The sequence below is a fragment of the Pseudomonas sp. NyZ201 genome, from assembly GCF_049860765.1.
Lineage (GTDB): Bacteria > Pseudomonadota > Gammaproteobacteria > Pseudomonadales > Pseudomonadaceae > Aquipseudomonas > Aquipseudomonas bharatica.
This window is the reverse complement of sequence record NZ_CP187557.1, coordinates 1155261-1178852: the sequence shown is the minus strand read 5'-3', so window position 1 is coordinate 1178852 and position 23592 is coordinate 1155261. Positions and strand designations below refer to the sequence as shown.

At 63.0% G+C, this 23592-nt stretch carries 22 protein-coding genes; 6 read left to right on the top strand and 16 right to left on the bottom strand.

Going from position 1 to position 23592, the window contains the following annotated elements:
• Positions 1-28: 28 nt before the first annotated feature.
• The 5 genes from ACPFMA_RS05475 to colR all read right to left on the bottom strand — a co-directional run bounded on the left by ACPFMA_RS05475 (position 29) and on the right by colR (position 3737).
• The gene (locus ACPFMA_RS05475; RefSeq protein WP_009394722.1) at positions 29-247 is read right to left on the bottom strand and encodes a hypothetical protein; all 219 of its coding nucleotides are present in this window, start codon (positions 245-247) and stop codon (positions 29-31) included.
• Complete coding sequence (locus ACPFMA_RS05470) at positions 247-957, bottom strand: lipopolysaccharide kinase InaA family protein (protein WP_064303866.1); 711 nt, start codon at positions 955-957, stop codon at positions 247-249. The genes ACPFMA_RS05475 and ACPFMA_RS05470 overlap by 1 nt, the downstream gene beginning before the upstream one ends.
• A 4-nt stretch (positions 958-961) precedes the next feature.
• Positions 962-1642: a class I SAM-dependent methyltransferase gene (locus ACPFMA_RS05465; RefSeq protein WP_064303865.1), complete on the bottom strand. Its 681-nt coding sequence runs from the start codon at positions 1640-1642 to the stop codon at positions 962-964.
• 129 nt (positions 1643-1771) lie between these two features.
• The gene (locus ACPFMA_RS05460) at positions 1772-3064 is read right to left on the bottom strand and encodes a sensor histidine kinase (protein ID WP_420059335.1); all 1293 of its coding nucleotides are present in this window, start codon (positions 3062-3064) and stop codon (positions 1772-1774) included.
• Complete coding sequence (gene colR, locus ACPFMA_RS05455; RefSeq protein WP_009395556.1) at positions 3054-3737, bottom strand: two-component system response regulator ColR; 684 nt, start codon at positions 3735-3737, stop codon at positions 3054-3056. Before colR ends, ACPFMA_RS05460 begins: the two co-directional genes overlap by 11 nt.
• Before the next feature lie 191 nt (positions 3738-3928).
• On the opposite strand from colR, the gene ACPFMA_RS05450 reads away from it, so the two are divergent.
• On the top strand, positions 3929-4675 hold the full coding sequence (locus tag ACPFMA_RS05450) for a phosphatase PAP2 family protein (protein WP_425929812.1): 747 nt from the start codon (positions 3929-3931) through the stop codon (positions 4673-4675).
• Positions 4676-4910: 235 nt separating this feature from the next.
• Here the strand turns inward: ACPFMA_RS05450 and groL are convergent, their stop codons facing one another.
• The 5 genes from groL to ACPFMA_RS05425 form a co-directional block, all read right to left on the bottom strand.
• Complete coding sequence (gene groL / locus ACPFMA_RS05445; RefSeq protein WP_009395552.1) at positions 4911-6551, bottom strand: chaperonin GroEL; 1641 nt, start codon at positions 6549-6551, stop codon at positions 4911-4913.
• Between the two features lie 48 nt (positions 6552-6599).
• A complete protein-coding gene (locus ACPFMA_RS05440) occupies positions 6600-6893 on the bottom strand; it encodes a co-chaperone GroES (RefSeq protein ID WP_009395550.1) in 294 nt (97 codons plus the stop codon).
• A gap of 257 nt (positions 6894-7150) precedes the next feature.
• Positions 7151-7621 carry an FxsA family protein gene (locus tag ACPFMA_RS05435; RefSeq protein WP_425929811.1) on the bottom strand — a complete coding sequence of 157 codons (471 nt, stop codon included), beginning with the start codon at positions 7619-7621 and terminating at the stop codon, positions 7151-7153.
• 63 nt (positions 7622-7684) lie between these two features.
• On the bottom strand, positions 7685-8416 hold the full coding sequence (locus tag ACPFMA_RS05430; RefSeq protein WP_420059333.1) for a HugZ family protein: 732 nt from the start codon (positions 8414-8416) through the stop codon (positions 7685-7687).
• A 98-nt stretch (positions 8417-8514) separates the two neighbouring features.
• The gene (locus ACPFMA_RS05425) at positions 8515-9522 is read right to left on the bottom strand and encodes a DUF481 domain-containing protein (RefSeq protein WP_064302468.1); all 1008 of its coding nucleotides are present in this window, start codon (positions 9520-9522) and stop codon (positions 8515-8517) included.
• A 144-nt stretch (positions 9523-9666) separates the two neighbouring features.
• Here ACPFMA_RS05425 and ACPFMA_RS05420 point away from each other — a divergent pair, with 144 nt between their 5' ends.
• The gene (locus ACPFMA_RS05420) at positions 9667-10020 is read left to right on the top strand and encodes an MGMT family protein (RefSeq protein ID WP_064302467.1); all 354 of its coding nucleotides are present in this window, start codon (positions 9667-9669) and stop codon (positions 10018-10020) included.
• A gap of 43 nt (positions 10021-10063) precedes the next feature.
• The gene (locus ACPFMA_RS05415; protein WP_425929810.1) at positions 10064-11635 is read left to right on the top strand and encodes an AmpG family muropeptide MFS transporter; all 1572 of its coding nucleotides are present in this window, start codon (positions 10064-10066) and stop codon (positions 11633-11635) included.
• Here ACPFMA_RS05415 and ACPFMA_RS05410 read toward each other — a convergent pair whose 3' ends face one another.
• The 3 genes from ACPFMA_RS05410 to ACPFMA_RS05400 all read right to left on the bottom strand — a co-directional run bounded on the left by ACPFMA_RS05410 (position 11636) and on the right by ACPFMA_RS05400 (position 14507).
• A complete protein-coding gene (locus tag ACPFMA_RS05410) occupies positions 11636-12859 on the bottom strand; it encodes an MFS transporter (RefSeq protein ID WP_420059332.1) in 1224 nt (407 codons plus the stop codon).
• Between the two features lie 208 nt (positions 12860-13067).
• The gene (locus tag ACPFMA_RS05405) at positions 13068-13913 is read right to left on the bottom strand and encodes a mechanosensitive ion channel family protein (RefSeq protein WP_009395538.1); all 846 of its coding nucleotides are present in this window, start codon (positions 13911-13913) and stop codon (positions 13068-13070) included.
• 108 nt (positions 13914-14021) lie between these two features.
• Positions 14022-14507, bottom strand: a complete 486-nt coding sequence (locus tag ACPFMA_RS05400) for a YajQ family cyclic di-GMP-binding protein (RefSeq protein ID WP_009395536.1) — start codon at positions 14505-14507, stop codon at positions 14022-14024.
• A 114-nt stretch (positions 14508-14621) separates the two neighbouring features.
• On the opposite strand from ACPFMA_RS05400, the gene ACPFMA_RS05395 reads away from it, so the two are divergent.
• From ACPFMA_RS05395 to ACPFMA_RS05385, 3 genes are read left to right on the top strand one after another with little or no spacing between them, the layout of a single operon-like run.
• Positions 14622-15539: a putative 2-dehydropantoate 2-reductase gene (locus tag ACPFMA_RS05395; protein ID WP_425929809.1), complete on the top strand. Its 918-nt coding sequence runs from the start codon at positions 14622-14624 to the stop codon at positions 15537-15539.
• A 46-nt stretch (positions 15540-15585) separates the two neighbouring features.
• On the top strand, positions 15586-17616 hold the full coding sequence (locus ACPFMA_RS05390; protein ID WP_420059330.1) for an ATP-binding protein: 2031 nt from the start codon (positions 15586-15588) through the stop codon (positions 17614-17616).
• A 2-nt stretch (positions 17617-17618) separates the two neighbouring features.
• Positions 17619-18179: a cob(I)yrinic acid a,c-diamide adenosyltransferase gene (locus tag ACPFMA_RS05385; RefSeq protein ID WP_064302463.1), complete on the top strand. Its 561-nt coding sequence runs from the start codon at positions 17619-17621 to the stop codon at positions 18177-18179.
• Between the two features lie 127 nt (positions 18180-18306).
• Here ACPFMA_RS05385 and ACPFMA_RS05380 read toward each other — a convergent pair whose 3' ends face one another.
• The 3 genes from ACPFMA_RS05380 to secA all read right to left on the bottom strand — a co-directional run bounded on the left by ACPFMA_RS05380 (position 18307) and on the right by secA (position 23386).
• Positions 18307-19251: a Nudix family hydrolase gene (locus ACPFMA_RS05380; RefSeq protein WP_425929808.1), complete on the bottom strand. Its 945-nt coding sequence runs from the start codon at positions 19249-19251 to the stop codon at positions 18307-18309.
• Between the two features lie 61 nt (positions 19252-19312).
• Positions 19313-20530 carry a bifunctional glutamate N-acetyltransferase/amino-acid acetyltransferase ArgJ gene (gene argJ, locus ACPFMA_RS05375; protein ID WP_064302461.1) on the bottom strand — a complete coding sequence of 406 codons (1218 nt, stop codon included), beginning with the start codon at positions 20528-20530 and terminating at the stop codon, positions 19313-19315.
• A 120-nt stretch (positions 20531-20650) separates the two neighbouring features.
• Positions 20651-23386, bottom strand: a complete 2736-nt coding sequence (gene secA / locus ACPFMA_RS05370; RefSeq protein WP_009396687.1) for a preprotein translocase subunit SecA — start codon at positions 23384-23386, stop codon at positions 20651-20653.
• Between the last annotated feature and the right edge of the window lie 206 nt (positions 23387-23592).

Genomic DNA, 23592 nt, shown 5'->3' with positions numbered 1-23592 from the left:
ATGAGGCCCTCCTGGTTGAAGCAGCCCTTCAGCCCTGAGCACGAAGCCCCTGGCTCATGCCGAACAGAAACAGCAGCAGGTCATGGTCGGGCTGCACCTGGACCTGCGGTTTCGCCGCCCGTGGCAGTGGACAGTGCGTGGAGGCACTGATCACACCCGGACGAGGCTGCTCCCAGGCGGCGACCGCAACGGTCGCGGTAGCCAGGGCAGCCAGAAGAAACACACTTCGAGCTATTTCTAGTTTCATCACTCTAAACCTTTGACTGCGCTGCCAAACGCCATACGGTAAAAGTAGAGCAGCTTTTCCCAATCGGCGTCGCTGAACGACGAATGGCGGCGCAACTGGCGCAGATCATGGGCGGCGGCGCGGTGCTTGCTGAAGCGCTGCCGACACTTTTCCAGATCCAGCAGTGCCACTTCGGCACGCGCCTCTTTGCCCTCACCCGTCACTTTGACGAAAACATGTTTCGAATAAAGGCAGCCATGCTGCCAACGCCCCGTGTGCATGCGCGCCAGGTTGCGTGCCAGATCCTCGAGGATGCTGTCGTGCAGTGCTTCGCCATGACGCTCCCGACCACCCTTGGCGTACCAGACGTCGATTTCCTCGAAGCCATCCAGCGCCTCGCTGACCAGCAGCGCCCGCCATTGCCGCTCGGCATCGCGCTCGACGCCGCAGTAGACGATCCTGGGGACCCGCACGCCCAACTGCCCGCAACCGGTCAGTGCGGCATATTCGCGCAACACCGTGGGGCGGCCGAAGGGATGCAACAGACTGCGGTAGATATGTCCGACCTGGCGCTTGGCATAGAGCAGGTGTCCACTGTCGTCACGCAGGCGTTGTACACCACTTTCGCCGCCCCGACGCTGGTTGGGCTCTTCCACCCACTCGCCCTGTTGCTGCCAGAAATACTTGAATCGGTCATTTCCGGCCTGTCGGCCCGCATCTGTAACATCCATTCACTCAACCCTTTCGTAATACATAAACCCGCCACATGGCATAGAACGGCAGGAAGTCCATTCGTTCCTGGATACGGAAACCTGCCGCCCTGAATTCTTCCTCGACCGTAGCCGCCGGTAACACGAAGCGATTCTGGTAACCCCCGGTCTCACCGCGGGCGATACGCTGTGCTTCGAGCTTTTTCCGGCGCCAAGCCTTGATATTGCCGTCGACCCATAGCGAAAGGATCACGCTATCACGGGTAACTCTTTGAAATTCCTTGAGGATTTTCATCCTGTGAGGTGCTTCACCGATATGGTGGAACAGGCGCATGCAGAAAATGCTGTCGACGGCGTTATCAGGCAAATCGATGTCGAACGCAGAAGTCTGCAAAGGACGTACCCGTTCTACGATATTCGCGGGCTGCGACCGGCAAGCGGTCTCCAGCATGGCCGGCGAATTGTCGGCACCGATGATCACCCGGTTGGGCTTTTCCGCCAGCAGGGGCCAGAAACGCCCTGCACCGCACGGCAGGTCCAGCACCAGGCCTGGCTCGCCGGCCAGGGTCAGGGCACGCCGGGCCAGTTGCTCATCGCGCTGATGGGACAGGCGACGGGCCAGGCTGGCCTGGTGTTTTTCGTAGTACTGCTGGGCGTGCTGGCGGTCGTACTTGTTGGAAAACTCAAGCTTGATAGGGCTGGACATGAAGGATCTCCTGACTGCAATGAGCGCCACGTTACGAGTGGCGACGTTGCCGTCAGGTCATGTCGTTGTAAAAAAAACGTCAGATCAAAACCGAGGTTTTACAAAGTATTACCGCCCTTCCCTTGTCCCTCAGGCATCCGGCGCCACGCCCTTGTCGCCCAGGTTCACATGGAAACGACAGCCATGGGGCTGGGTTTCGCTCAGGGTCACCACCCAGCCCTGGTCATCGCAGATCCGCTGCACCAATGACAGGCCAAGCCCGAGGCCTTCGCCGCGCTTCTCTGCGCCACGCACGAACGGCTGGAACATCGCCTCGCGCTGTTCCTCGGGGATGCCTACGCCGCTGTCCTCCACGGTAAAGCCATCGGCCTCGAGGGTCAGGCGGATGAAGCCCTCATCGGTGTAATGGGCCGCGTTGCGCAGCAGGTTGCCCATGACCGAATGCAGGAAGGTGGCGTTGTACAGCTTCGGTGAAAGGTCGTTGACCACCAGGCTCAGCTTCAGGCCTTTCTGCTCGATGGTGTCGCGCCAGACGCCGATCAGGTCGTCGCCGGCCTCCTTCAGGGTGGTCCGTGACGCCACCGCGCCTTCGTCGCGCTGGGCCCGGGCAAGCATCAGGAAAGTCTTGACCAGCTCCTGCATTTCCTCGGTGGCCCGGGCGATCCGTTCCACCTGGGCGCGGGCGCGACCATCGATACCGGGATACTCCATCAACAGCTCGCAGGAGCTGGCCAGAACCATCAAGGGCGTGCGCAATTCATGGCTGACGTCACTGGTGAACAGCCGCTCGCGGGTCAAGGCGTCGCGCAGGCGCCCGAGCGTGGCGTCGAAGGCAACCGCCAGCTGGCCCACTTCGTCTGCCGCATAATCGGGGGCCAGCGGCGGCGCCAGGCCGAGCAACTGGTCGCGATGACGTACCTGACGCGCCAGGCGGATCACCGGCGCCATTACCCGGCGTGCCAGGACCCAGCCGAGGAATACCGCCAGCGCCAGGCTGAGCACGAACCCCACCACCACCACGGCGAACAGCACCCGCTCGCGCTCTTCGAAATCGCTCTGGTCCTGCAGCAGCACATAGCGCCGTCCGTCCACCACCTCGACCATGGCGTGGTAGGACAGGTGTTCGCGGAACACCTCGTGGAAACCGGGATTGAGATGGCGAAGGTCCGATGGCAGGGCGAAATCGTCGCGGCCGCCACTGTAGTAGAACAACTGGTCGGGGCGGGGCCGGTGGCTCCATTCGCTGACGCTGTCCATCAGCAGCAGGCGCTGCAGGTCACCGCCGAGCACCGAGGAAATCAGGCGCTCCTCCACCAGGTGCACGGTAGCCACGATACCGAAGGCAAAGGCCCCGGCCACCAGTGCGCTCATCAGGGCAAAGGCAATGATGATCCGCTGCGCGAGGCTTTGCTTAAACTCCATCACGGCCCTCGGCCAGGCGGTAACCGACACCGTGCACGGTATGCAGCAGAGGCTTGTCGAAAGGCTTGTCGATTACCTGGCGCAATTGGTGAACGTGGCTGCGCAGGCTGTCGCTGTCCGGGCAGTCGTCGCCCCAGAGGGCATCTTCCAGAACCTCGCGGCGCAGCACGTGGGGGCTTTTCTGCATCAGCACGGCGAGCAGCTTGAGGCCGACCGGGTTGAGCTTGAGCAGGCGGCCCTGACGGGTAACTTCCAGGGTGTCCAGGTCATAGCTCAGGTCGCCCACTTGCAGGCTGCGACGCCCGCCACCCTGGGCCCGGCGCAGCACGGCCTCGATGCGCGCGGCCAGCTCAGACAGGGCGAACGGCTTGAGCAGGTAGTCGTCGGCACCAGAACGGAAGCCCTGCAGGCGGTCGTCCAACTGGTCGCGGGCGGTGAGCATGATCACCGGGGTGTCGCGTCGGGCATCCTCGCGCAGGCGCTTGCACAGGGTATAGCCGTCGATGCCGGGCAACATGATATCGAGGACGATCAGGTCGTAGTGCTCGGTGGCGGCCAGGTGCAGACCGGACAGGCCGTCCTGTGCGCAATCCACGGTGTAGCCCTTGAGCCCCAGGTAATCGGCCAGGTTGGCCAGGATATCGCGGTTGTCTTCAACCAGTAGAATGCGCATGGCGTCCCTCTTCGTCGTGCTGGCGGCCTTCAGTCGGCCCTTCAGGTGGCGCAGCTTACGGTCATAGTAGACAACCCGCTAGGGCATTACGCCTACATTGTCACCTGACATTTTTTTCACGACGGATTCACGAACGGCCCATGTGCCAGGACGGAGAATCGCGGGTCGTCTCCCTTCCGTCAGGATCACCCATGCCCGCAGCCTACGATTTCCATCCGTCGCGCCCGCTCAATCCGTGGATTGTACTGGGCATCCCCCTGTTGACCGCCGTGATCCTGATTCTTCTGGAAATGACCGACCTGGACATGATCCTGGCCAACCAGTTCTTCGATCACAGCGCCGGCCAGTTCATCGGGCGCCATAGCTACTTCCTGGAAAATATCCTGCATGACCGGGCCAAGCAGGTGGTGATCGGCTTCAGCGTACTGGCCATCATCGGCTTCCTGGCCAGCTTCGCCATGCAGCGGCTGAAGCCGATCCGCCGTGAGCTGGGCTGCCTGGTGCTGACCCTGGGCCTGGCCACCGGCTTCGTCACCCCGCTCAAGGCGGTGACTGCCGTACAGTGCCCCTGGAGCCTGAGCGAGTTCGGCGGCAAGGAAACCTACAGCAAGCTCCTTGAAGCGCGCCCCCAGACCGACAAACCCGGCCGTTGCTGGCCAGGTGGGCATGCCGCTACCGGCTTTACCCTGTTTGCGCTGTTCTTCGTATTGCGCGATCGTCGGCCGCGCATGGCCAAGGCTGCACTGGTGTTCGCCTTTGCCCTCGGCACGGTGTTCTCCATCGGGCGCATGCTGCAAGGAGCGCACTTCTTCTCGCACAACGTGTGGACCGCGGTGTTCTGCTGGCTGATCGGACTGGGGTGCTATTACCTGGTGCTGTACCGCCGCAAGGCGCCGGAGCCAAGTGCCGAGGCCGTCAAGGTTGCCCAGGCCGGATAAACAACACGGAAGCTTGTGGGAGCTTGCCAGCAATGAGGTCGGCTTGAGCAACGATGGTGTCAGGTCGGGCCCAATCGCTGGCAACGCCAGCTCCCACAAGGTCCTGAGCCAGCTGTGGGATTTGTGTCCGACACATGGCCCTGTGGGAGCTGGCGTTGCCAGCGATGAGGCCCGACCGGGCATAAAAAAGCCCCGCATCTAGCGGGGCTCTTTTTTGCAGCAGGGCAAGGCTGGCTTACATCATGCCGCCCATGCCACCCATGCCGCCCATGTCCGGCATGCCGGCAGCAGGCTTGTCTTCAGGCAGGTCGGCAACCATGGCCTCGGTGGTGATCATCAGACCGCCGATCGAAGCAGCAGCTTGCAGCGCCGAACGGGTGACCTTGGCAGGGTCCAGGATACCCATGTCGATCATGTCGCCGTACTCGCCGGTGGCAGCGTTGTAACCGAAGTTGCCGGTACCTTGCTTGACCTTATCGACCACCACGCTTGGCTCGTCGCCGGCGTTGGCAACGATCTGGCGCAGTGGCGCTTCAACAGCGCGACGCAGCAGGGCGATACCGACGTTCTGGTCTTCGTTGTCGCCACGCAGGTCGGCGATCGCTTGCAGCGAGCGAACCAGGGCGACACCACCGCCAGGCACCACGCCTTCTTCGACGGCTGCACGGGTAGCGTGCAGGGCGTCTTCAACGCGGGCTTTCTTCTCTTTCATCTCGACTTCGGTGCCAGCACCGACCTTGATCACGGCAACACCGCCAGCCAGCTTGGCCAGGCGCTCTTGCAGTTTTTCACGGTCATAGTCGGACGAGGTCTCTTCGATCTGGGCACGGATCTGCTTGACGCGTGCTTCGATGTCGGACTCTGCACCAGCACCGTCGATGATGGTGGTGTTTTCCTTGGACAGGGTGACGCGCTTGGCGTTGCCCAGGTGCTCCAGGGTAGCGGATTCCAGGCTCAGGCCGATTTCCTCGGAAATCACGGTACCGCCGGTCAGGACGGCGATGTCCTGCAGCATGGCCTTGCGACGGTCGCCGAAGCCAGGCGCCTTGACCGCAGCAACCTTGACGATGCCGCGCATGTTGTTGACGACCAAGGTCGCCAGCGCTTCGCCTTCGACGTCTTCAGCCACGATCAGCAGCGGACGGCCGGCCTTGGCAACGGCTTCCAGGACTGGCAGCAGTTCGCGGATGTTGGAGATCTTCTTGTCGACCAGCAGCAGCAGCGGGCCGTCCAGCTCGGCAACCATGGTGTCCGGCTTGTTGACGAAGTAAGGGGACAGGTAGCCGCGGTCGAACTGCATGCCTTCGACGACGGACAGTTCGTTTTCCAGGCCCGAGCCTTCTTCGACGGTGATCACGCCTTCTTTACCGACTTTTTCCATGGCTTCGGCGATGATGTCACCGATGGAGTTGTCGGAGTTGGCGGAGATGGTGCCTACCTGGGCGATGGCCTTGGAGTCGGCGCATGGCTTGGACAGGGCCTTCAGTTCCTTGACGATGGCCAGGGTGGCCTTGTCGATGCCGCGCTTGAGGTCCATCGGGTTCATGCCGGCGGCAACCGATTTCAGACCTTCGCTGACGATGGCCTGGGCCAGTACGGTAGCGGTGGTGGTACCGTCACCGGCTTCGTCGTTGGCCTTGGAGGCAACGTCTTTCAGCAGCTGGGCGCCCATGTTTTCGAAGGCGTCTTTCAGCTCGATTTCTTTGGCGACGGATACGCCGTCCTTGGTGATGGTCGGAGCGCCGAAGCTCTTCGCCAGGACTACGTTGCGGCCTTTCGGGCCCAGGGTCGCTTTTACTGCGTCAGCCAGAACGTTGACACCAACGAGCATTTTCTTGCGGGCGGAATCGCCGAATTTTACGTCTTTAGCAGCCATGATCGTTTAATCCTTGAATACTTTTCGAGTAACGGGAAACCAGCGGAATCAACCTTCGACAACGGCGAGGATTTCGTTCTCGCTCATTACCAGCAGGTCTTCGCCGTCAACTTTCACAGTGTTGCTGCCCGAGTAAGGGCCGAAAACGACTTTGTCACCCACTTTCACGGCCAGCGCGCGCACTTCACCGTTGTCCAGGATGCGACCGGTGCCAACGGCGACTACTTCGCCACGATTGGGCTTTTCAGCGGCCGAGCCTGGCAGAACGATACCGCCAGCGGTTTTCGATTCTTCTTCGCTGCGGCGGATAACGACGCGGTCATGCAGAGGACGAAGCTTCATTGTCGATCTCTCCTGATTGTGGTTTTCATCGGCCGGTCCATGACCGGCGGGTGGTTGCTTCCGGCGTTGCCGGTGGTGGCTCGCGGGGGCGGGCCACGCTCGTGTTTGTCTGGTGCGAAATGCCCAGAAACCTTGCGGTGACCCATACATAGGGGCGCCCAAGGGGATTACAAGCCTCGCCCATGAATTTTTTTGCAATGAACGCCACGGAATGAAAAACGGCCCTTGGAAGGGCCGTTTTCGGGGAGGGTCGTGATTCAGGAATCGCGGTGTTCGTACTCACCCTCGATCACATTCGGCTGCCGCGGATTACGCCCCTGGGCACCGGGCTGGTTGTTCATGTACTCATCGGCGAACGCGCGCTGGCGCATGGCCTGCGCCTCGGCGCGCTCGCGCAGCTTGCGCCCGAGCAGGCGACGCACGAACGGCAGCAGCAGCACCAGGCCAAAGACATCGCTGATAAAGCCGGGAATCAGCAGCAGGCCGCCGCCCAGCGCCAGCATCAGGCCATGGAACATGTCCTCGGCGGGCATTTCGCCGCGCTGCAGGCTGTCACGGGTACGCAGCGCGGTGGCCAGGCCCGCCACCCGCACCACCAGGATACCCAGGGCGGAGCCGGCGAAGATCAGCAGCAGCGCCGGGAAGAAGCCGATGGCGCTGCTCACCTTGAAAAAGACGTACAGCTCCAGGATCGGGAAAACGAGAAACAACAGTAGAAAGGCACGCATCGAGGTTTCCTCAGCGGAAGACATCTTCCAATAGACCCCAGATGGTAACTTTAGCTCGTAATTTCAAGCCTCGGCCGTCTGCGACTGCGGCCATTTCTCGGCGTGGGCCAGCAAAACCAGGGCTTCACGGACTTGTGTCGGCGTGTTGCAAGGCTCCGGGAATGCCAGCCAGTACAGCGCCTGGCCGATGCGCAGGTGCACGCCTTCACTGTCTATCCCGGCCAGTTGCGCCGGTACCGAATCCGGCAGGCCGCTGAGGGCGACGTAATGGGCGATCGCCTTGGCGTGATCGCTGTTCATGTGTTCCACCATGCCCGCCTCGACCTTGCCGGCGAAGGGGTTGGCCAGGGTCAGCTGGTCGATCCAGTGGATGGCGCCGAAGCCGCCTATATAACGATGGCGCACCGGCTGCAGCACCCAGAAATCGAAATCATGGGCGCTGTGGTAGTTGCGCGATTCGGGGAAGTACCGGTAGTAGCGCTCGGCTGCGGCTTCGATGGCCTCGGCCTGTTCCAGCTTGCGCGCCTCGGCCAGCACGGTCAGGCGACCCACCGCCTGGACATCCTCGGCCCCGCGCTCGCCCACCAGCAGCGAACACTTAGGGTCCTTCTGCAGGTTATGGGTGTGCTGGGCGATACGGCTGATCAATATCAGCGGGTTACCCTCGGCATCCAGGCAGTACGGCACCACGGAACCGAACGGAAAGCCGGGCATGGACTTGGAATGGGTCGAGAGCACCCCGCGGTACTCCTTCAACAGCAATTCTCGGGCGGGCCTGGCTACGTTGGCGCTCACGTCTGCACTCCTGGAAACTAACCGCCCGGCACGGGCGGCGACCACGACAAGCTAATCATTATCGTTGCCGATGCCAAGGGCCCGCCTCCCGGCTGCGGTTACCAGGTCACGCCGAAGCCGGCGGTATAGCGGGTCTTGTCCAGGTCGCTGTCGCGGGTGCCGCTGATGATGTCCTTCTCGGCCTTGAGATTGAGCGACGCCCATTCGGTGACCTTGTAGCGCAGGCCCAGCTCGGCATCCAGGCTGTAGTCGGCGACATTGCCCAGCGGCTTGCCGACTTCGCCATTGGTGAAGAGCTCGACGCTCTTGCCGATCAGGAAGCGGTTGTAGTTCCACTTCATGCCGATCGAGTAGAAGTTGTCCTTGCCGCCGTCGGCGTACTCGTAATCGGTGCGGTTGAGCAGCGAGCCGAGGGAGAAGGCGCCCAGCTCGTCGTCCCAGAACTGGTAGCCCGGGCCAGTACCCACGGTGCGCTGGCGAGCCAGGTCCTCGATGTGGTCGCGCTTGTATTCCAGGCGCCCCTGCCAGAACCACTGGTCGGTGATGAAGCGGTCGAGCGCGTATTCGGCGCTCCAGTTATTGGTGGTGGTGACGTCGTCCTTGCTGTCGCGGTTGTATTCGCCTTCGGCATTGTGCCGCCAGCGCCCGTGACGAGCGGTGGTCTTGAAGTCGACGTCATAGTCATCGGTATCGGTTTCAGCGCGCTTGTAGTCCAGGGCCAGGTCTACGTTGCCTTTCCAGATCAGGTCCTCGACCACCGGCTTGGGCTTCATGATCTGCTGGATACTGGCCAGTTCCACGGTTTTTGGCGCTTCACCGTTGGCCAGGGTGACCTGGCCCTCCTCGGCAGCGTGCAGCGACTTGGCCCGCTCACCGTTGTATTCGTCCTGCTTGACCAGCAGTTCCTGGTCGCTCTCCAGGGTCTTGACCTGCTTCCAGTCCAGCGCGATGGAGCCGCCGTAGGGTGTCTCCAGCAGCAGTTTGCCGCCATCGAACACCTTGATCTTGCCGCTCAGGCGGTCGCCGTTCTTCATCCACACGGTATCGGCGAGAGCCGGCGTACAGGCGCCAACCAGTGCAAGGCACAACAGGGTTCTAGAATACATAGGCAATACTGGAATTCAGGTTCGCGAAAAAAGTCGGGCATTATCCGGATGCCCGGGACCAGAGCAAGGAAAGACCCACCCAATGCCAATGAGTTCAATTACCAGGTATGCCCGCGTGTGTGTCACCAGACGGATACCACGCGAATGAGTTCTGCCCTCGACATGACCCAGGAAAGTGCCGAAAGCCGACGAACGGCCCTCTACCTGGTGCTCAACCAGATCCCGCCGGGCAAGGTGGTGAGCTATGGCGAACTGGCCGAAATGGCCGGCCTGGGCCGCGCCGCGCGCTGGGTCGGACGCACGCTCAGCCAGTTGCCGGCCGACACGCGCCTGCCCTGGCACCGGGTACTGGGCGCCGGCGGTCGCCTCAGCCTCGAACAAGGAACGCCCTCGGGCGATGAACAACGGGCGCGGCTGCGCGCCGAAGGGGTCGGCATGCACAACAATCGTGTCAATATGTCACGGCATGGCTGGCGTCCGATGGATCACAACAGTTAGAGTGCGCGCTTTGTGTTCGTAATCTTGAGGCAGATGTTGGCCCATGCCCCGTAAAACCTGGCGCGCTGCGCTCGCTGCCTATGCCAGCCCGTCGACCGTGGTGCTCCTGCTGCTCGGCTTCGCCGCCGGCCTGCCTTACATGTTGGTGTTCTCGACGCTTTCGGTGTGGTTGCGCGAGGCCGGGGTGGCCCGTGAGACCATCGGCTACGCGAGCCTGATCGGCCTGGCCTACGCCTTCAAATGGGTCTGGTCGCCGTTGCTCGACCAATGGCGCCTGCCGCTGCTGGGCAAGCTTGGCAGGCGCCGTTCATGGCTGGTGCTGGCGCAGATCCTGGTACTGGTCGGGCTGATCGGCATGGGCTTCTGCGATCCGCAAAAGCACCTGTCCTGGCTGATCGCCCTGGCAGTCCTGGTGGCGTTCGCCTCCGCCACCCAGGACATCGCCGTCGATGCCTACCGCCTGGAGATTGCCGACGACCAGCGCCAGGCCGCACTCGCCGCCAGCTATATGGCCGGCTACCGGGTCGCCGCCCTGCTGGCTACCGCTGGCGCACTGTTCTTTGCCGAATGGTTCGGCTCCACCGGTTTCAGCTACCTGCACAAGGCCTGGACCGGCACCTACGTGCTGTTCGGCGTGATGATGCTGCCTGCGGTGATCACCACGCTGCTGATGCGCGAACCGCCAGTCCCCTTGCGAACCCAGTTGCAGGCGGCGCGCTATGGTTTCGGCCATCAGCTGATGTCGGTATTCGTGCTGATCGTGCTGCTGGTTTCGGTTCCGGCGATGTTCACCCAGTTGTACAACACCGATTTCGCCAGCGTGCTGTTCGAAGGCGTCAGCCTGCTCGACCTGCTGCTCGAAGACCGCGCCTTCCTGCGCGCCATCCTCTACACCACCCTGACCTGCCTGTGCCTCTCGTCAATGGGCCGCCGCGGCCTGGCGCCAGTGCTGACACCGGTCAACGACTTCATTCACCGTTACCGCTGGCAGGCCCTGCTGCTGCTCGGCCTGATCGCCACCTACCGCATGTCGGACACGGTGATGGGCGTAATGGCCAACGTGTTCTACATCGACCAGGGCTTCACCAAGGACCAGATCGCCAGCGTCAGCAAGATCTTCGGCCTGGTCATGACCCTGCTCGGCGCCGGCGTCGGCGGCCTGCTGATCGTGCGCTTCGGTATCCTGCCGATCCTGTTCATCGGCGGCGCCGCCTCGGCCGCCACCAATATCCTGTTCGTGATGCTGGCCGACATGGGCCCGAACATCCAGATGCTGGTCGTCACCATTTCCCTCGACAACTTCAGTTCGGGCCTGGCCACCTCGGCCTTCGTCGCCTATCTGTCGAGCCTGACCAACCTGAAGTTCTCCGCCACCCAGTACGCCCTGCTCAGCTCGATCATGCTGCTCCTGCCACGCCTGATCGGTGGCTACTCGGGCGTGCTGGTGGAGAAGTTCGGCTACCACGATTTCTTCCTGATCACCGCCCTGCTTGGCGTCCCGACCCTGATCCTGATCGCCGTGCATTGGCATCAGGAGATCCGCCGCGACAAGGAACCGCAACAGCAGGCCGGGCAACCCGCAGCGCCGCCTGCCAGCGAACAGCAGCAGCCCTGATCAGGGTTGCTGCCGCAGCACCGTTGCTAGCGGCCAGAGCGCCAGCACACCGGCCACTGCCGAGGCCAGGGCGAAGGCCAGCAGGCTGGCGCCTGCCCCCAGCATCGCCATCACCGCGCCGCCCAGGCCCAGCAGGGCGATGGTGATCATTCCCAGCATCGCCGATACCAGCCCCTTGCTCTGCTCGCTGCTGAACAGGGTCATGCGATACAGCACGGCATTACCGATGCCGAGGCCCAGGGCGTAGATCGCCAGGCCGACCACCAGGCTTGGTACGCTCGGGTAGATCCAGCTTGCCAGCACGGCCGCCGCCAGACCGATCAGAAATGGCCACAGCGCGCCGCGTACCAGTGACTTCAACGGGTAGCGATCGGCGATACGGTTGATGATCAGGTTGCCGAGGATCAAGCCGCCGAACACCGGCAATTGCCACAGGGCGTACTCCATCTTGCTGAGCCCTTCGTCATGGATCAGCAGCACGGGCGACAGGCCGATCCAGCCGATCAGCGGCAGGCCGATCAAGCCCAGGGCAGCGCTGCCCGCGACGAAGCGACGGTTGGCAAGCAGTTGCGCGTACCCGGACAACAACGGCAGCAGATGAATCGGCTGGAACTCCAGGCGCGAACCATCACGGCGTTCGACGCCTAGGGTTTCCGGCATGAAGCGGTACAGGGCCAGCCAGGCCAGCACGGCGGTTACGCCGAACAGCACGAACAGCCAGCGCCACGACACCCATTCCAGCAACAGCGTCCCCACCAGGGGCCCGAGCAGTGGCGAGAGCAAAGCGATATTGGCCAGCAGTGCCATCATCCGTACCGCGTCCGCTTCGCTGAAGGCTTCGTTGAGCGCCGGATAGCTGACCGTCACCACGAAGCCCAGGCCGATGCCCTGCAACAGGCGCAACAGGTTGAACACTTCGATGCCATCGACCCAATAGGTCGCCAGGCACGCCAGGCAAAAGAACGCGCAGCCGCCGAGCAACAACGGCCGCCGCCCATAGCGGTCGGCCAGCGGGCCGATCAGCCATTGCAGGAGTACGCCACCGAGCAGATAGAGGTTCAGCGCGTGGGGGATAAATTCGGGGCTGGCATCGAGGTCGCTGACCACCTGCGGCATGGCCGGCATCACCACGTCACTGGCGAGGTAGGTCAGGAGTTCGAACAGGGCCAGGGTCAGGGCAAAGCAGAAGGCCCGGAAAGGGGTGATCTTGATCAGCGGAGTCATGGTTCGGTCGGCAGAGGGAATCGAGACCGGCTTGTATGCCAGAAAAGCCCTGTGGACCGATAGCGGGGAGAAGTGAAGAAGTGTAATGGGCGGGGCAACGCGGACAATGTGGGAGCGGGTTCACCCGCGATAGCGCCGGTGAACTCACTACCGTAATCGCGGGTGAACCCGCTCCCACAAGGTCCCTGCTAAATCAGAAAGCTATTTGCTATTGGGCCGCAGTCTCCTGCACCACACGGATCACGCGCTGCGGAAAGGGAATGTCGATTCCTTCTTCCTTGAGCCGGTCGCGGGCATGCTCGTTGAGCATGAACATCACGTCCCAGTAATCCGCGGTGTTCACCCAGATGCGCAGGGAAACGGTGATGGAGCTGTCACCGAGGGTCGAGACCACCGCCTGCGGCGCCGGGTCCTTGTGGACACGCGGGTCGTTGTTGGCAAGCTCGAGCAGGACGTTGCGCGCCTTCTGCAGGTCGGCCTCGTAGTCGACACCTACGTCGAACACTACCTTGCGGGTCGGTTGGCGGTTGTAGTTGGTGATGATGCCGTTGGACAGGTTGCCGTTGGGCACGATCACCGTCTTGTTGTCGCCGGTACGCAGCACGGTGTGGAAGATCTGGATGCTGTCCACGGTACCGCTGACACCCTGCGCCTCGATCCAGTCGCCCAGGCGGAACGGACGGAACAGCAGGATCAGCACGCCACCGGCGAAGTTCGCCAGGCTGCCCTGCAAGGCCAGGCCGATGGCCAGGCCGGCGGCACCGATGGCGGCGACGAAGGAGGTGGTTTCCACGCCGATCATCGAAGCCACACTGACGAACAGCAGGATCTTCAGAATGATGTTGGCCAGGGTGCTGATAAAACCTTGCAGTGCCATGTCGGCATTGCGCAAGGCCAGCAATTTGCCCAGCTTGGCGGTGACCTTGTTGATCAGCCACCAGCCGATCGCCAGGGTGACCAGCGCCAGGGCCAGGCGGCTGCCGTATTCCATGATCAACGGAATCCACGTCTGCGACGTCCTGACCAGTTGATCGACCTCTGCATTCAAATCCATATGCCCTCCTGATGCGGCACGAAACACGAATTAAAGCACCGCAAACGATTCAGCGACGCAAGGAACCTCGGACGCTGTCACAACGCCAAGGTTCCACAAGCGCGGCGGTCAGTCGCGGAAATTGTTGAACTGCAGCGGCATGCCGAACTCCTTGCCACGCAGGGCGGCGATGCACTCCTGCAGGTCGTCGCGCTTCTTGCCGGTGACGCGGATCTGCTCGCCCTGGATGGCCGCCTGCACCTTGAGCTTGGCGTCCTTGATATGAGCGACGATCTTCTTCGCCAGTTCTTTATCGATACCTTCCTTGAACACCGCTTCCTGCTTCATTTCCTTGCCGGAGGCGTAGGCATCCTTCAGTTCCAGGCACTGGACGTCGATCTTGCGCTTGACCAGGGCCAGACGCAGGATCTCGACCATGGCTTCGAGCTGGAACTCGGCTTCGGCGGTCAGGACGACGGTCTGGTCCTTCTCCTTGAACTCGAAGCTGCCCTTGCCTTTCAGGTCGTAGCGGCGGTCCAGTTCCTTGATGGCGTTTTCCACGGCGTTGGTGACTTCGTGCTTGTCCAGTTCCGATACCACGTCGAACGACGGCATACCTTTTTCTCCAGAAAATAAAAGGTGCGCTGGCACTCCTGAAGGGAGTGCGATGGAGCGCACCGGGTTTGACGGTTAAAATGCCGGGTCATTATAAACGCTTGGGAAACGCTGATGAGCAGCACCTGGCATATTCTCGGCGCCGGCAGCCTCGGCAGCCTCTGGGCCTGCCGCCTGGCCCGGGCCGGCAAACCGGTCCGCCTGATCCTGCGTAGCCCCCAGCGCCTGCACGACTACACCGAGGCAGGCGGCCTGACCCTGGTCGAACAAGAGCGACGGACAAGCTTCGCCATCCCCGCCGAAACCCTCGACGCAGAAACCCCGATCCAGCGCCTGCTGCTGGCGTGCAAGGCCTATGACGCAGACAAGGCCGTCGCCAGCATCGCCCATCGGCTGGCCCCGGGCGCCGAGCTGATCCTGTTGCAGAACGGCCTGGGCAGCCAGGACGAAGTCGCCGCACGGGTCCCCCGGGCCCGTTGCATCTTCGCCTCCAGTACCGAGGGCGCCTTTCGCGAACACGACTGGCAGGTGAATTTCGCCGGGCACGGCTTCAATTGGCTGGGCGATCCGGCCAATCCGCTGGCGCCGACCTGGCTCGATGACCTGGCCGAGGCCGGCATTCCCCATGAATGGACGCCGGATATCCTCACCCGCCTGTGGCGCAAGCTGGCCCTGAATTGTGCGATCAATCCACTGACCGTGCTCTACGACTGCCGCAACGGCGGGCTCGCCGGGCATCACTGCGAAGTGGCGACGCTGTGCGCCGAGCTGGCCGACCTGCTGCAACGCTGTGGCCAGCCGCAAGCGGCGGAAAATCTGGAAAACGAGGTCCAGCGAGTGATCCAGGCCACTGCCGCGAACTACTCTTCGATGTACCAGGACGTACGCAACGGCCGGCGTACCGAAATCCACTACCTGCTCGGCCATGCCTGCCGCAGCGCAATGCGCCACGGCCAGCCGCTGCCGCACCTGGAACGGCTCTACCGGCGCCTGGTCGAACACCTGGACAGCCACGGATTGCCCAGCGACTGAGGGCAGCGCTACCCTGCCCCTCCACCCACAGGATTCTGCCGTCACCATGCCCTTGCGCGAACGCCTGGAAAACCTGCCGGTCGGCCAGAAACTGCTGGCGGCCCTGCTGGTGCTGTTGATCACCATCCTGCTGGTGGCCAACCTGACCTTCATCAGCGCTGCCTACTGGATTTCCCAGGAGGCGATGGCTCCCCAGGCCCTGCAGACCATCGGGCGCCTGGTGTCCAATCCGCAACTGGCGCAACAGGCGACCGACTCGCCGGAAGCGGCCAACCGCCTGCTCGACGAGCTGGACACCTACACCCCGCTGCGCGCTGCCGCACTGTATGGCAGCGATGGCAGGATCCTCGCCCAGTTGCAGCATGGCGAACCGATCGCCCTGCCCAAGCGCTTTCGCAATATCGAAGGCTGGCGCCTGACCGAGTTCCGCAATACCCAGCTGATTCGCCTGCCCCGTACCGGCAGCCCTCCCGGCCATCTGCTGCTGGTGGCCAGCAGCGAACTGCCCGCCGCCTTCTATACCGGCACGCTGACCGCCAGCCTCGGCATCCTGGTCTTCAGCGTATTGCTGTGGATGATCATCGCCCGGCAGATCAAGCGCCTGATCACCCAGCCGATCTACCAGCTGGAACAACTGTCGCGCCAGGTCACCCGGGAAGAGAACTATGCCCTGCGCGCACGCCCCGGCAACCATGACGAGATCGGCAGCCTGGCTGAGGCGTTCAACACCATGCTGTCGCGCATCGAGGCCCGGGAGCAGCAGCTCAAGCGCGCCCGCGACGAGTTCCAGCAGGCCTACGACCAGGCCCAGGGCCTGGCCGAGGAAACCCGCCATACCAACCGCAAGCTGGAACTGGAAGTCCAGGTACGGGGCAAGATCGAGCGCAAGCTCACCGGTTTCCAGAACTACCTCAACAGCATCATCGACTCCATGCCGTCGGCGCTGATCGCCCTCGACGAGCAGTTGTACGTGACCCAATGGAACCAGGAAGCCAGCAGCCTCTCCGGCACACCGCTGGACGAGGCGTTGAACCAGCCGATCTTCCTCGCCTTCGAACCGCTCAAGCCGTTCCTGCCGCAGCTCAAGGAAAGCGTGGAAAAGCACCGTGTGGCGAAGATCGAGCGGGTGACCTGGACACGCGACGACGAGCCGCGCCATTACGCCCTGACCTTCTACCCGCTGATGGGCGGTGGCGGCCGTGGCGTGGTGATCCGCATCGACGACATTACCCAGCGCCTGTCGCTCGAGGAAATGATGGTGCAGTCGGAAAAAATGCTCTCGGTGGGCGGCCTGGCCGCCGGCATGGCCCACGAGATCAACAACCCGCTGGGTGCCATCCTGCACAACGTGCAGAACATCCGCCGGCGCCTCTCGCCCGATCTGCCGAAGAACCTGGAAGCCGCCAGCGAGGCCGGGATCGACCTGGGCACGGTCAATCGCTACCTCGAAGCGCGCCAGGTCCCGCAATTGCTCGACGGCATCCAGCAGGCCGGGGCGCGGGCGGCGAAGATCGTCACCCATATGCTCAGCTTCAGCCGCCGCAGCAACCGGCAGATGGCGCCTTGCGACTTGCCGGCACTGATCGACCAAGCGGTGGAGATCGCCGGCAACGACTTCGACCTGACGATCGGCTTCGACTTCAAGGGCCAGGCCATCGTCCGCCAGTTCGACCCGGAGCTCGGCCCGGTACCGGGCACCGCCAACGAACTGGAACAGGTGCTGCTCAACCTGCTGAAGAATGCCGCCCAGGCCATCCACCTGCGCCAGGACAACAGCGAACCCGGGCGCATCACCTTGCGTACCCGGCTGAACCCGCCCTGGGCGGAGATCCAGGTCGAGGACAACGGTATCGGCATGCCCGAAGCGGTACGCAAGCGCACCTTCGAGCCTTTCTTCACCACCAAGGAGATCGGCCAGGGTACCGGTCTTGGGCTGTCGGTTTCGTATTTCATCATCACCAACAACCACAAGGGCCAGATGGAAGTGCAATCGAGTCCGGGCCAGGGCACCTGCTTCACCCTGCGCCTGCCTCTGGCGGCCTCGCCACTGCCGGCCCCGCGCAAACTGGAGTCATGAGCATGGGTTTCCGCCTGTCGAAGATCTACACCCGCACCGGGGACCAGGGTGAAACCGGCCTGGGCGATGGGCGCCGAGTGCCCAAGGACCATCCGCGCATCGAAGCGATCGGCGAGGTGGATACGCTGAACAGCCAGTTGGGGCTGTTGCTGGCGGGACTGGACGGCGAGGGACTGACGGAGCTGATCGAGGTGCTGGCGCCTTGTCAGCATCGGCTGTTCGACTTGGGTGGCGAGCTGGCGATGCCCACTTACCAGGCGCTGGACAAGATCGAGATAGAGCGGCTGGAGACGGCGATCGATCGGTGGAACGAGGAGCTCGGGCCGCTGGAGAACTTCATCCTGCCGGGAGGCTCGGCGCTGGTTGCCCAGGCCCACGTGTGCCGGAGCCTGGCACGCAGTGCCGAGCGGCGCTGCCAGCAGTTGAATGCAGTGGAGCCCTTGGCAGGAGTTGGGCTGGCCTATATCAACCGGCTTTCCGACCTGCTGTTCGTTGCAGCGCGCTTGATCGCCCGGCGCCAGGGCATCGGCGAAATCCTCTGGCAGGCTGCCGCGAAACCCTGAAGTCGGCAAGAACAACGATGTTGTCAGGCCTGGCCCTATCGCTGGCAACGCCAGCTCCCACAGGTCCGGCGGCGCACGCGATCCCTGTGGGAGCCGGCGCTGCCGGCGATGAGGCCATCAACAACGATCAGGCTTCGGGCCAGAACGCGCGGATACCGGCAACACCCTGCGCACCGATCTGCCAGGCGCGCTCACGCTCGTTCGGGCCGACGCCACCGAGCAGGAACACCGGCTTGTTGAAGCCATCGATCATCTGCTGCGCCGCGTCCCAACCCAGCGGCTGAGCCTCGGGATGGGTCAGGGTCGCCTGCACCGGCGACAGGGTCACGAAGTCCACGCCCATCCGCTCGGCCAGCGCCAGTTCTTCAGCACTGTGGCACGACGCCGCCAGCCAGCGCTCCTTGGGGAAGGGCCGGCCATTGGGCGCATACTTGCGCAATTGCTCGGCAGTCAGGTGCCAGCCAGCAGACGGAAAGTCGCCCAGCCATTCCAGCGGCCCCTTGAGCATCAACTGCGCCTTGCCAGCGCAAAGGCCTACGGCATCGACCGCGACATCCCGATATTTCGGGTCGTACATGTTCGGCGCGCGCAATTGCACCAGCTTGATCCCGCCGGCAATCGCCTTCTGGATACCGCGCAGCAGGTGCGGGGCTTCCAGGTCGTCGGGGGTAATCAGGTAGTCGCCTGGCAAGCGCGCCGCCGCGACGATGGGCCGGTTGGCTTCGGGGAATTCGTATTGCCCCAGGTCCCGTGGCGATACCCAGGCCAGCGGCTGGCCCTCGGCACCATGGGGCTCGCCGGTGAAGGCATCGACCTCCCAGACGTCGAGCAGGACCTGCTTGTCCGGGTAGTCGTGCCTGATCTTGATCAGTGGCCGCGCGGCGCTTACCCCGATGCCCAGCTCTTCATGCAGCTCGCGGGCCAGGGCTGCCTCGACGGCCTCGCCGTCCTCGACCTTGCCCCCGGGAAACTCCCACAGGCCGCCCTGATGCTGGGTTTCGCCACGCCGGGCGATGAGAATACGGCCATCCGCGCCACGAATGACGGCGGCGGCGACATGAATCCGTTTCAACTTTGAACTCCGCTGATTGAGAGGATGCCGCCGTCTGGCCAGGCCAGGCGGCGGCGTTCGATCAGGTGCGGTATTCCGCGTTGATCTTCACGTACTCGTGGGACAGGTCGGTGGTCCAGATGGTCTCGCTGCACTGGCCACGGCCCAGCTCGATACGGATGGTGATTTCTTCCTGGGCCATGACCGCAGCGCCCTGGTCTTCGGTGTAGGTCGCGCTGCGGCCGCCCTTGGAGGCAATGCAGACGTTGTCCAGGTACACGTCGATCAGGCTGACGTCGAGGTTCGGAACGCCGGCACGGCCGACCGCCGCGAGGATACGGCCCCAGTTCGGATCGGAGGCGAAAAGCGCGGTCTTGATCAGTGGCGAGTGGGCGACGGCGTAGCCGACGTCCAGGCATTCCTGGTGGTTGCCACCGCCGTTGACCTGCACGGTGACGAACTTGGTGGCGCCTTCGCCGTCACGGACGATGGCCTGGGCCACTTCCATGCAGACTTCGAATACCGCCGTCTTCAGCGCTTCGAACAACGGGCCGCTGGCTTCGGTGATCTCGGCCACGTCGGCCTTGCCGGTGGCGATCAGCATGCAGCAGTCGTTGGTCGAGGTGTCGCCGTCGATGGTGATGCGGTTGAACGACTTGTTGGCGCCGTCCAGGATCAGGTCCTTGAGCACTGCCGGAGCGACCTTGGCGTCGGTGGCGATGTAGCCGAGCATGGTAGCCATGTTCGGGCGGATCATGCCCGCACCCTTGCTGATACCGGTGACGGTGATGGTCACGCCTTCATGCTGGAACTGACGGCTGGCGCCCTTGGGCAGGGTGTCGGTGGTCATGATGCCGGTGGCGGCTTCGGCCCAGTGGTTCTCGGACAAGTTGTCCAAGGCGGCCTGCAGGGCGCCTTCGATCTTCTCGACCGGCAGCGGCTCGCCGATCACACCGGTGGAGAACGGCAGCACGGCGCTGGCGTCGACGCCGGTCAGTTCGGCCAGTTTGGCGCAGGTGCGTTCCGCGGCCGCCAGGCCCGGGGCGCCGGTACCGGCGTTGGCATTACCGGTGTTGGTCAGCAGGTAACGCACGGTGCCCTGCACGCGCTGCTTGGCAATGATCACCGGGGCGGCGCAGAAGGCATTCAGGGTGAAAACGCCAGCGACACTGGAGCCTTCGGCACAGCGCATCACCACCACATCCTTGCGCCCCGGGCGCTTGATGCCCGCAGAGGCGATACCGAGTTCGAAACCGGGAACCGGGTGCAACGTTGGCAAAGGACCAAGACCAACAGCCATGAAAGCGCTCCTAGAAAAAATTCACCGCCGGCAATCCGACGGTGCTTGAGATGGAACAACGCCGCGACGGTGGAGACCGGTCGCGGCGCGGTGTTCAGGTTTCAGCGTGACACGGCTCGATCAGTTGATCTGCCCGTGGCAGTGCTTGAACTTCTTGCCGGAACCGCACCAGCACAGCTCGTTGCGGCCCAGTTTCTGGTCGTTGCGTACCGGCGCGGCGGCGACGGCGACTTCAGCGCCCTCCTCCAGCTGCTCGGCAGCTTCCAGGCCTGGCGCCGCGGCATGCTGGAACTGCATGCGCTGGGCCAGCTCCTCGGCTTCGCGGCGCAGACGGGCTTCTTCCTCGACCGGGTCCTCGCGGCGGACCTGGACATGGGAAAGCACGCGGATGGTGTCGCGCTTGATCGACTCCAGCAGTTCCTGGAACAGGGTGAACGACTCGCGCTTGTACTCCTGTTTCGGGTTCTTCTGGGCGTAGCCGCGCAGGTGGATACCGTGGCGCAGGTGGTCCATGGTCGACAGGTGGTCTTTCCACAGGTCGTCGAGGACGCGCAACAGGATCTGCTTCTCGAAGGTACGCAGGGCTTCGGCGCCGGCGCTGTCTTCCTTCTCGTTGTAGGCGGTGACCAGCTCGTTGAGGACCTTCTCGCGCAGGGTCTCCTCGTACAGCTTGTCGTCTTCGTCGAGCCACTGCTGAATGGGCAGTTTCACCGCGAAGTCGCTGGCCAGGGATGCCTCCAGGCCGGCCACGTCCCACTGCTCGGGCAGCGATTGCGGCGGGATATGCTGGGCGAAGGTGGCGTCGAGGGTTTCCTGGCGGAACTCGGCGATGGTGTCGCCGATGTTCTCGGCAGCCAGCAGGCTGTTGCGCATGTGGTAGATCACCTTGCGCTGTTCGTTGGCTACGTCGTCGAACTCCAGGAGCTGCTTGCGGATGTCGAAGTTGCGACCTTCGACCTTGCGCTGCGCCTTCTCGATGGCGTTGGTCACCATGCGGTGCTCGATGGCCTCGCCGGACTGCATGCCCAGGGCCTTCATGAAGTTCTTCACCCGGTCGGAGGCGAAGATGCGCATCAGGCTGTCTTCCAGGGACAGGTAGAAGCGGCTCGAACCCGGGTCGCCCTGGCGACCGGAACGACCACGCAGCTGGTTGTCGATACGGCGCGACTCGTGGCGCTCGGACGCGATCACGTGCAGACCGCCGGATTCGATCACCTGCTGGTGACGCTTCTGCCAGTCGGCCTTGATCTGGGCGATCTGCTCGGGCGTCGGGTTTTCCATGGAAGCCACTTCGACTTCCCAGTTGCCGCCCAGCAGGATGTCGGTACCGCGACCGGCCATGTTGGTGGCGATGGTCAGCGCGCCGGGACGACCGGCCTGGGCGATGATCTCGGCTTCCTTCTCGTGGTACTTGGCGTTCAGGACCTTGTGGTCGATACCTTCCTTCTTGAGCAGGTTGGACATGTGCTCGGAGGTTTCGATGGTTGCCGTACCGACCAGGACAGGACGGCCGGAGGCCATGCTTTCCTTGATGTCGGCGATGATCGCGGCGTATTTCTCGTCGGCGGTCAGGTACACCAGGTCGTTGAAGTCCTTGCGCGCCAGCGGCTTGTTCGGCGGGATGACCATAACGTTGAGGTTATAGATCTGGGCGAACTCGAAGGCTTCGGTGTCGGCGGTACCGGTCATGCCGGACAGCTTGGTGTAGAGGCGGAAGTAGTTCTGGAAGGTGGTCGAGGCCAGCGTCTGGCTTTCGGCCTGGATATTCAGGTTTTCCTTCGCTTCGATGGCCTGGTGCAGGCCTTCGGAGAGACGACGGCCCGGCATGGTACGGCCGGTATGTTCGTCGATCAGCAGGACCTGGCCGTCCTGGACGATGTACTCGACGTTGCGGTGGAACAGCTTGTGCGCACGCAGGCCGGCGTAGACGTGGGTCAGCAGGCCAAGGTTGTGCGCGGAGTAGAGGCTCTCGCCCTCGGCCAGCAGGCCGACCTGGGTGAGCATCTCCTCGATGAACTGGTGACCGGCTTCGTTGAGTTCGACCTGGCGGCTCTTCTCGTCGATCTTGAAGTGGCCTTCCTGGGTGACCTGGCCTTCCACTTCCTCGATGTGCTGGGTCAGGCGCGGGATCAGCTTGTTGATCTCGATGTACAGCTTGGAGCTGTCTTCGGCCTGGCCGGAAATGATCAGCGGGGTACGGGCTTCGTCGATCAGGATGGAGTCGACTTCGTCGATCACGGCGAAATTCAGCTCGCGCTGGAATTTCTCTTCCAGGCTGAACGCCATGTTGTCGCGCAGGTAGTCGAAACCGAATTCGTTGTTGGTGCCGTAGGTGATGTCGGCGGCGTAGGCGGCGCGCTTCTCTTCCGGCGGCTGGAACGGGGTGACGACGCCTACGGTCAGGCCGAGGAATTCGTACAGCGGACGCATCCAGTTGGCGTCGCGACGGGCCAGGTAGTCGTTGACCGTGACCACGTGCACGCCCTTGCCGGACAGCGCATTGAGGTAGACACCGAGGGTTGCCACGAGGGTCTTGCCCTCACCGGTGCGCATTTCCGCGATCATGCCTTCGTGCAAGGTCATGCCGCCGATCAACTGCACATCGAAGTGGCGCATGCCCATGATCCGCTTGCCGGCCTCGCGCGCGACGGCGAAGGCTTCCGGCAGGAGCTGGTCGAGGGTCTCGCCTTTGGCCAGGCGCTCTTTGAACTCGGGGGTCTTGGCCCGCAGCTGTTCATCGGAGAGGGCCACCATCTGCTCTTCGAAGGCATTGACGATCTGGACCGTCTTGAGCATGCGTTTGACTTCACGCTCGTTCTTGCTTCCAAAAAGTTTCTTTAACAAAGGCGCAAACATATCGGCAGGATCTTCCACACATAGGGATGGAGGGCGGCCCCGTGAAGTCGCCCGTGCAGCCCTTATTGGCCGCATGCGAACGAGCATTCTACCCGGAAACGATGGTGAGGAAAGTGGTGGAGTTCCACGATGCTGGCACAGCGCTGTGACGGGGGCTTTTTTACAATAAGGGCTTTTTCGCCAACTTCAACCCGCGTGGGTCAAGA

Bases quoted from the DNA above. Each gene is read 5' to 3' on its own strand.
- ACPFMA_RS05475 (WP_009394722.1), bottom strand. From the start codon at position 247: ATGAAACTAGAAATAGCTCGAAGTGTGTTTCTTCTGGCTGCCCTGGCT.
- ACPFMA_RS05470 (WP_064303866.1), bottom strand. From the start codon at position 957: ATGGATGTTACAGATGCGGGCCGACAGGCCGGAAATGACCGATTCAAG.
- ACPFMA_RS05465 (WP_064303865.1), bottom strand. From the start codon at position 1,642: ATGTCCAGCCCTATCAAGCTTGAGTTTTCCAACAAGTACGACCGCCAG.
- ACPFMA_RS05460 (WP_420059335.1), bottom strand. From the start codon at position 3,064: ATGGAGTTTAAGCAAAGCCTCGCGCAGCGGATCATCATTGCCTTTGCC.
- colR (WP_009395556.1), bottom strand. From the start codon at position 3,737: ATGCGCATTCTACTGGTTGAAGACAACCGCGATATCCTGGCCAACCTG.
- ACPFMA_RS05450 (WP_425929812.1), top strand. From the start codon at position 3,929: ATGCCCGCAGCCTACGATTTCCATCCGTCGCGCCCGCTCAATCCGTGG.
- groL (WP_009395552.1), bottom strand. From the start codon at position 6,551: ATGGCTGCTAAAGACGTAAAATTCGGCGATTCCGCCCGCAAGAAAATG.
- ACPFMA_RS05440 (WP_009395550.1), bottom strand. From the start codon at position 6,893: ATGAAGCTTCGTCCTCTGCATGACCGCGTCGTTATCCGCCGCAGCGAA.
- ACPFMA_RS05435 (WP_425929811.1), bottom strand. From the start codon at position 7,621: ATGCGTGCCTTTCTACTGTTGTTTCTCGTTTTCCCGATCCTGGAGCTG.
- ACPFMA_RS05425 (WP_064302468.1), bottom strand. From the start codon at position 9,522: ATGTATTCTAGAACCCTGTTGTGCCTTGCACTGGTTGGCGCCTGTACG.
- ACPFMA_RS05420 (WP_064302467.1), top strand. From the start codon at position 9,667: ATGAGTTCTGCCCTCGACATGACCCAGGAAAGTGCCGAAAGCCGACGA.
- ACPFMA_RS05415 (WP_425929810.1), top strand. From the start codon at position 10,064: ATGCCCCGTAAAACCTGGCGCGCTGCGCTCGCTGCCTATGCCAGCCCG.
- ACPFMA_RS05410 (WP_420059332.1), bottom strand. From the start codon at position 12,859: ATGACTCCGCTGATCAAGATCACCCCTTTCCGGGCCTTCTGCTTTGCC.
- ACPFMA_RS05405 (WP_009395538.1), bottom strand. From the start codon at position 13,913: ATGGATTTGAATGCAGAGGTCGATCAACTGGTCAGGACGTCGCAGACG.
- ACPFMA_RS05400 (WP_009395536.1), bottom strand. From the start codon at position 14,507: ATGCCGTCGTTCGACGTGGTATCGGAACTGGACAAGCACGAAGTCACC.
- ACPFMA_RS05395 (WP_425929809.1), top strand. From the start codon at position 14,622: ATGAGCAGCACCTGGCATATTCTCGGCGCCGGCAGCCTCGGCAGCCTC.
- ACPFMA_RS05390 (WP_420059330.1), top strand. From the start codon at position 15,586: ATGCCCTTGCGCGAACGCCTGGAAAACCTGCCGGTCGGCCAGAAACTG.
- ACPFMA_RS05385 (WP_064302463.1), top strand. From the start codon at position 17,619: ATGGGTTTCCGCCTGTCGAAGATCTACACCCGCACCGGGGACCAGGGT.
- argJ (WP_064302461.1), bottom strand. From the start codon at position 20,530: ATGGCTGTTGGTCTTGGTCCTTTGCCAACGTTGCACCCGGTTCCCGGT.
- secA (WP_009396687.1), bottom strand. From the start codon at position 23,386: ATGTTTGCGCCTTTGTTAAAGAAACTTTTTGGAAGCAAGAACGAGCGT.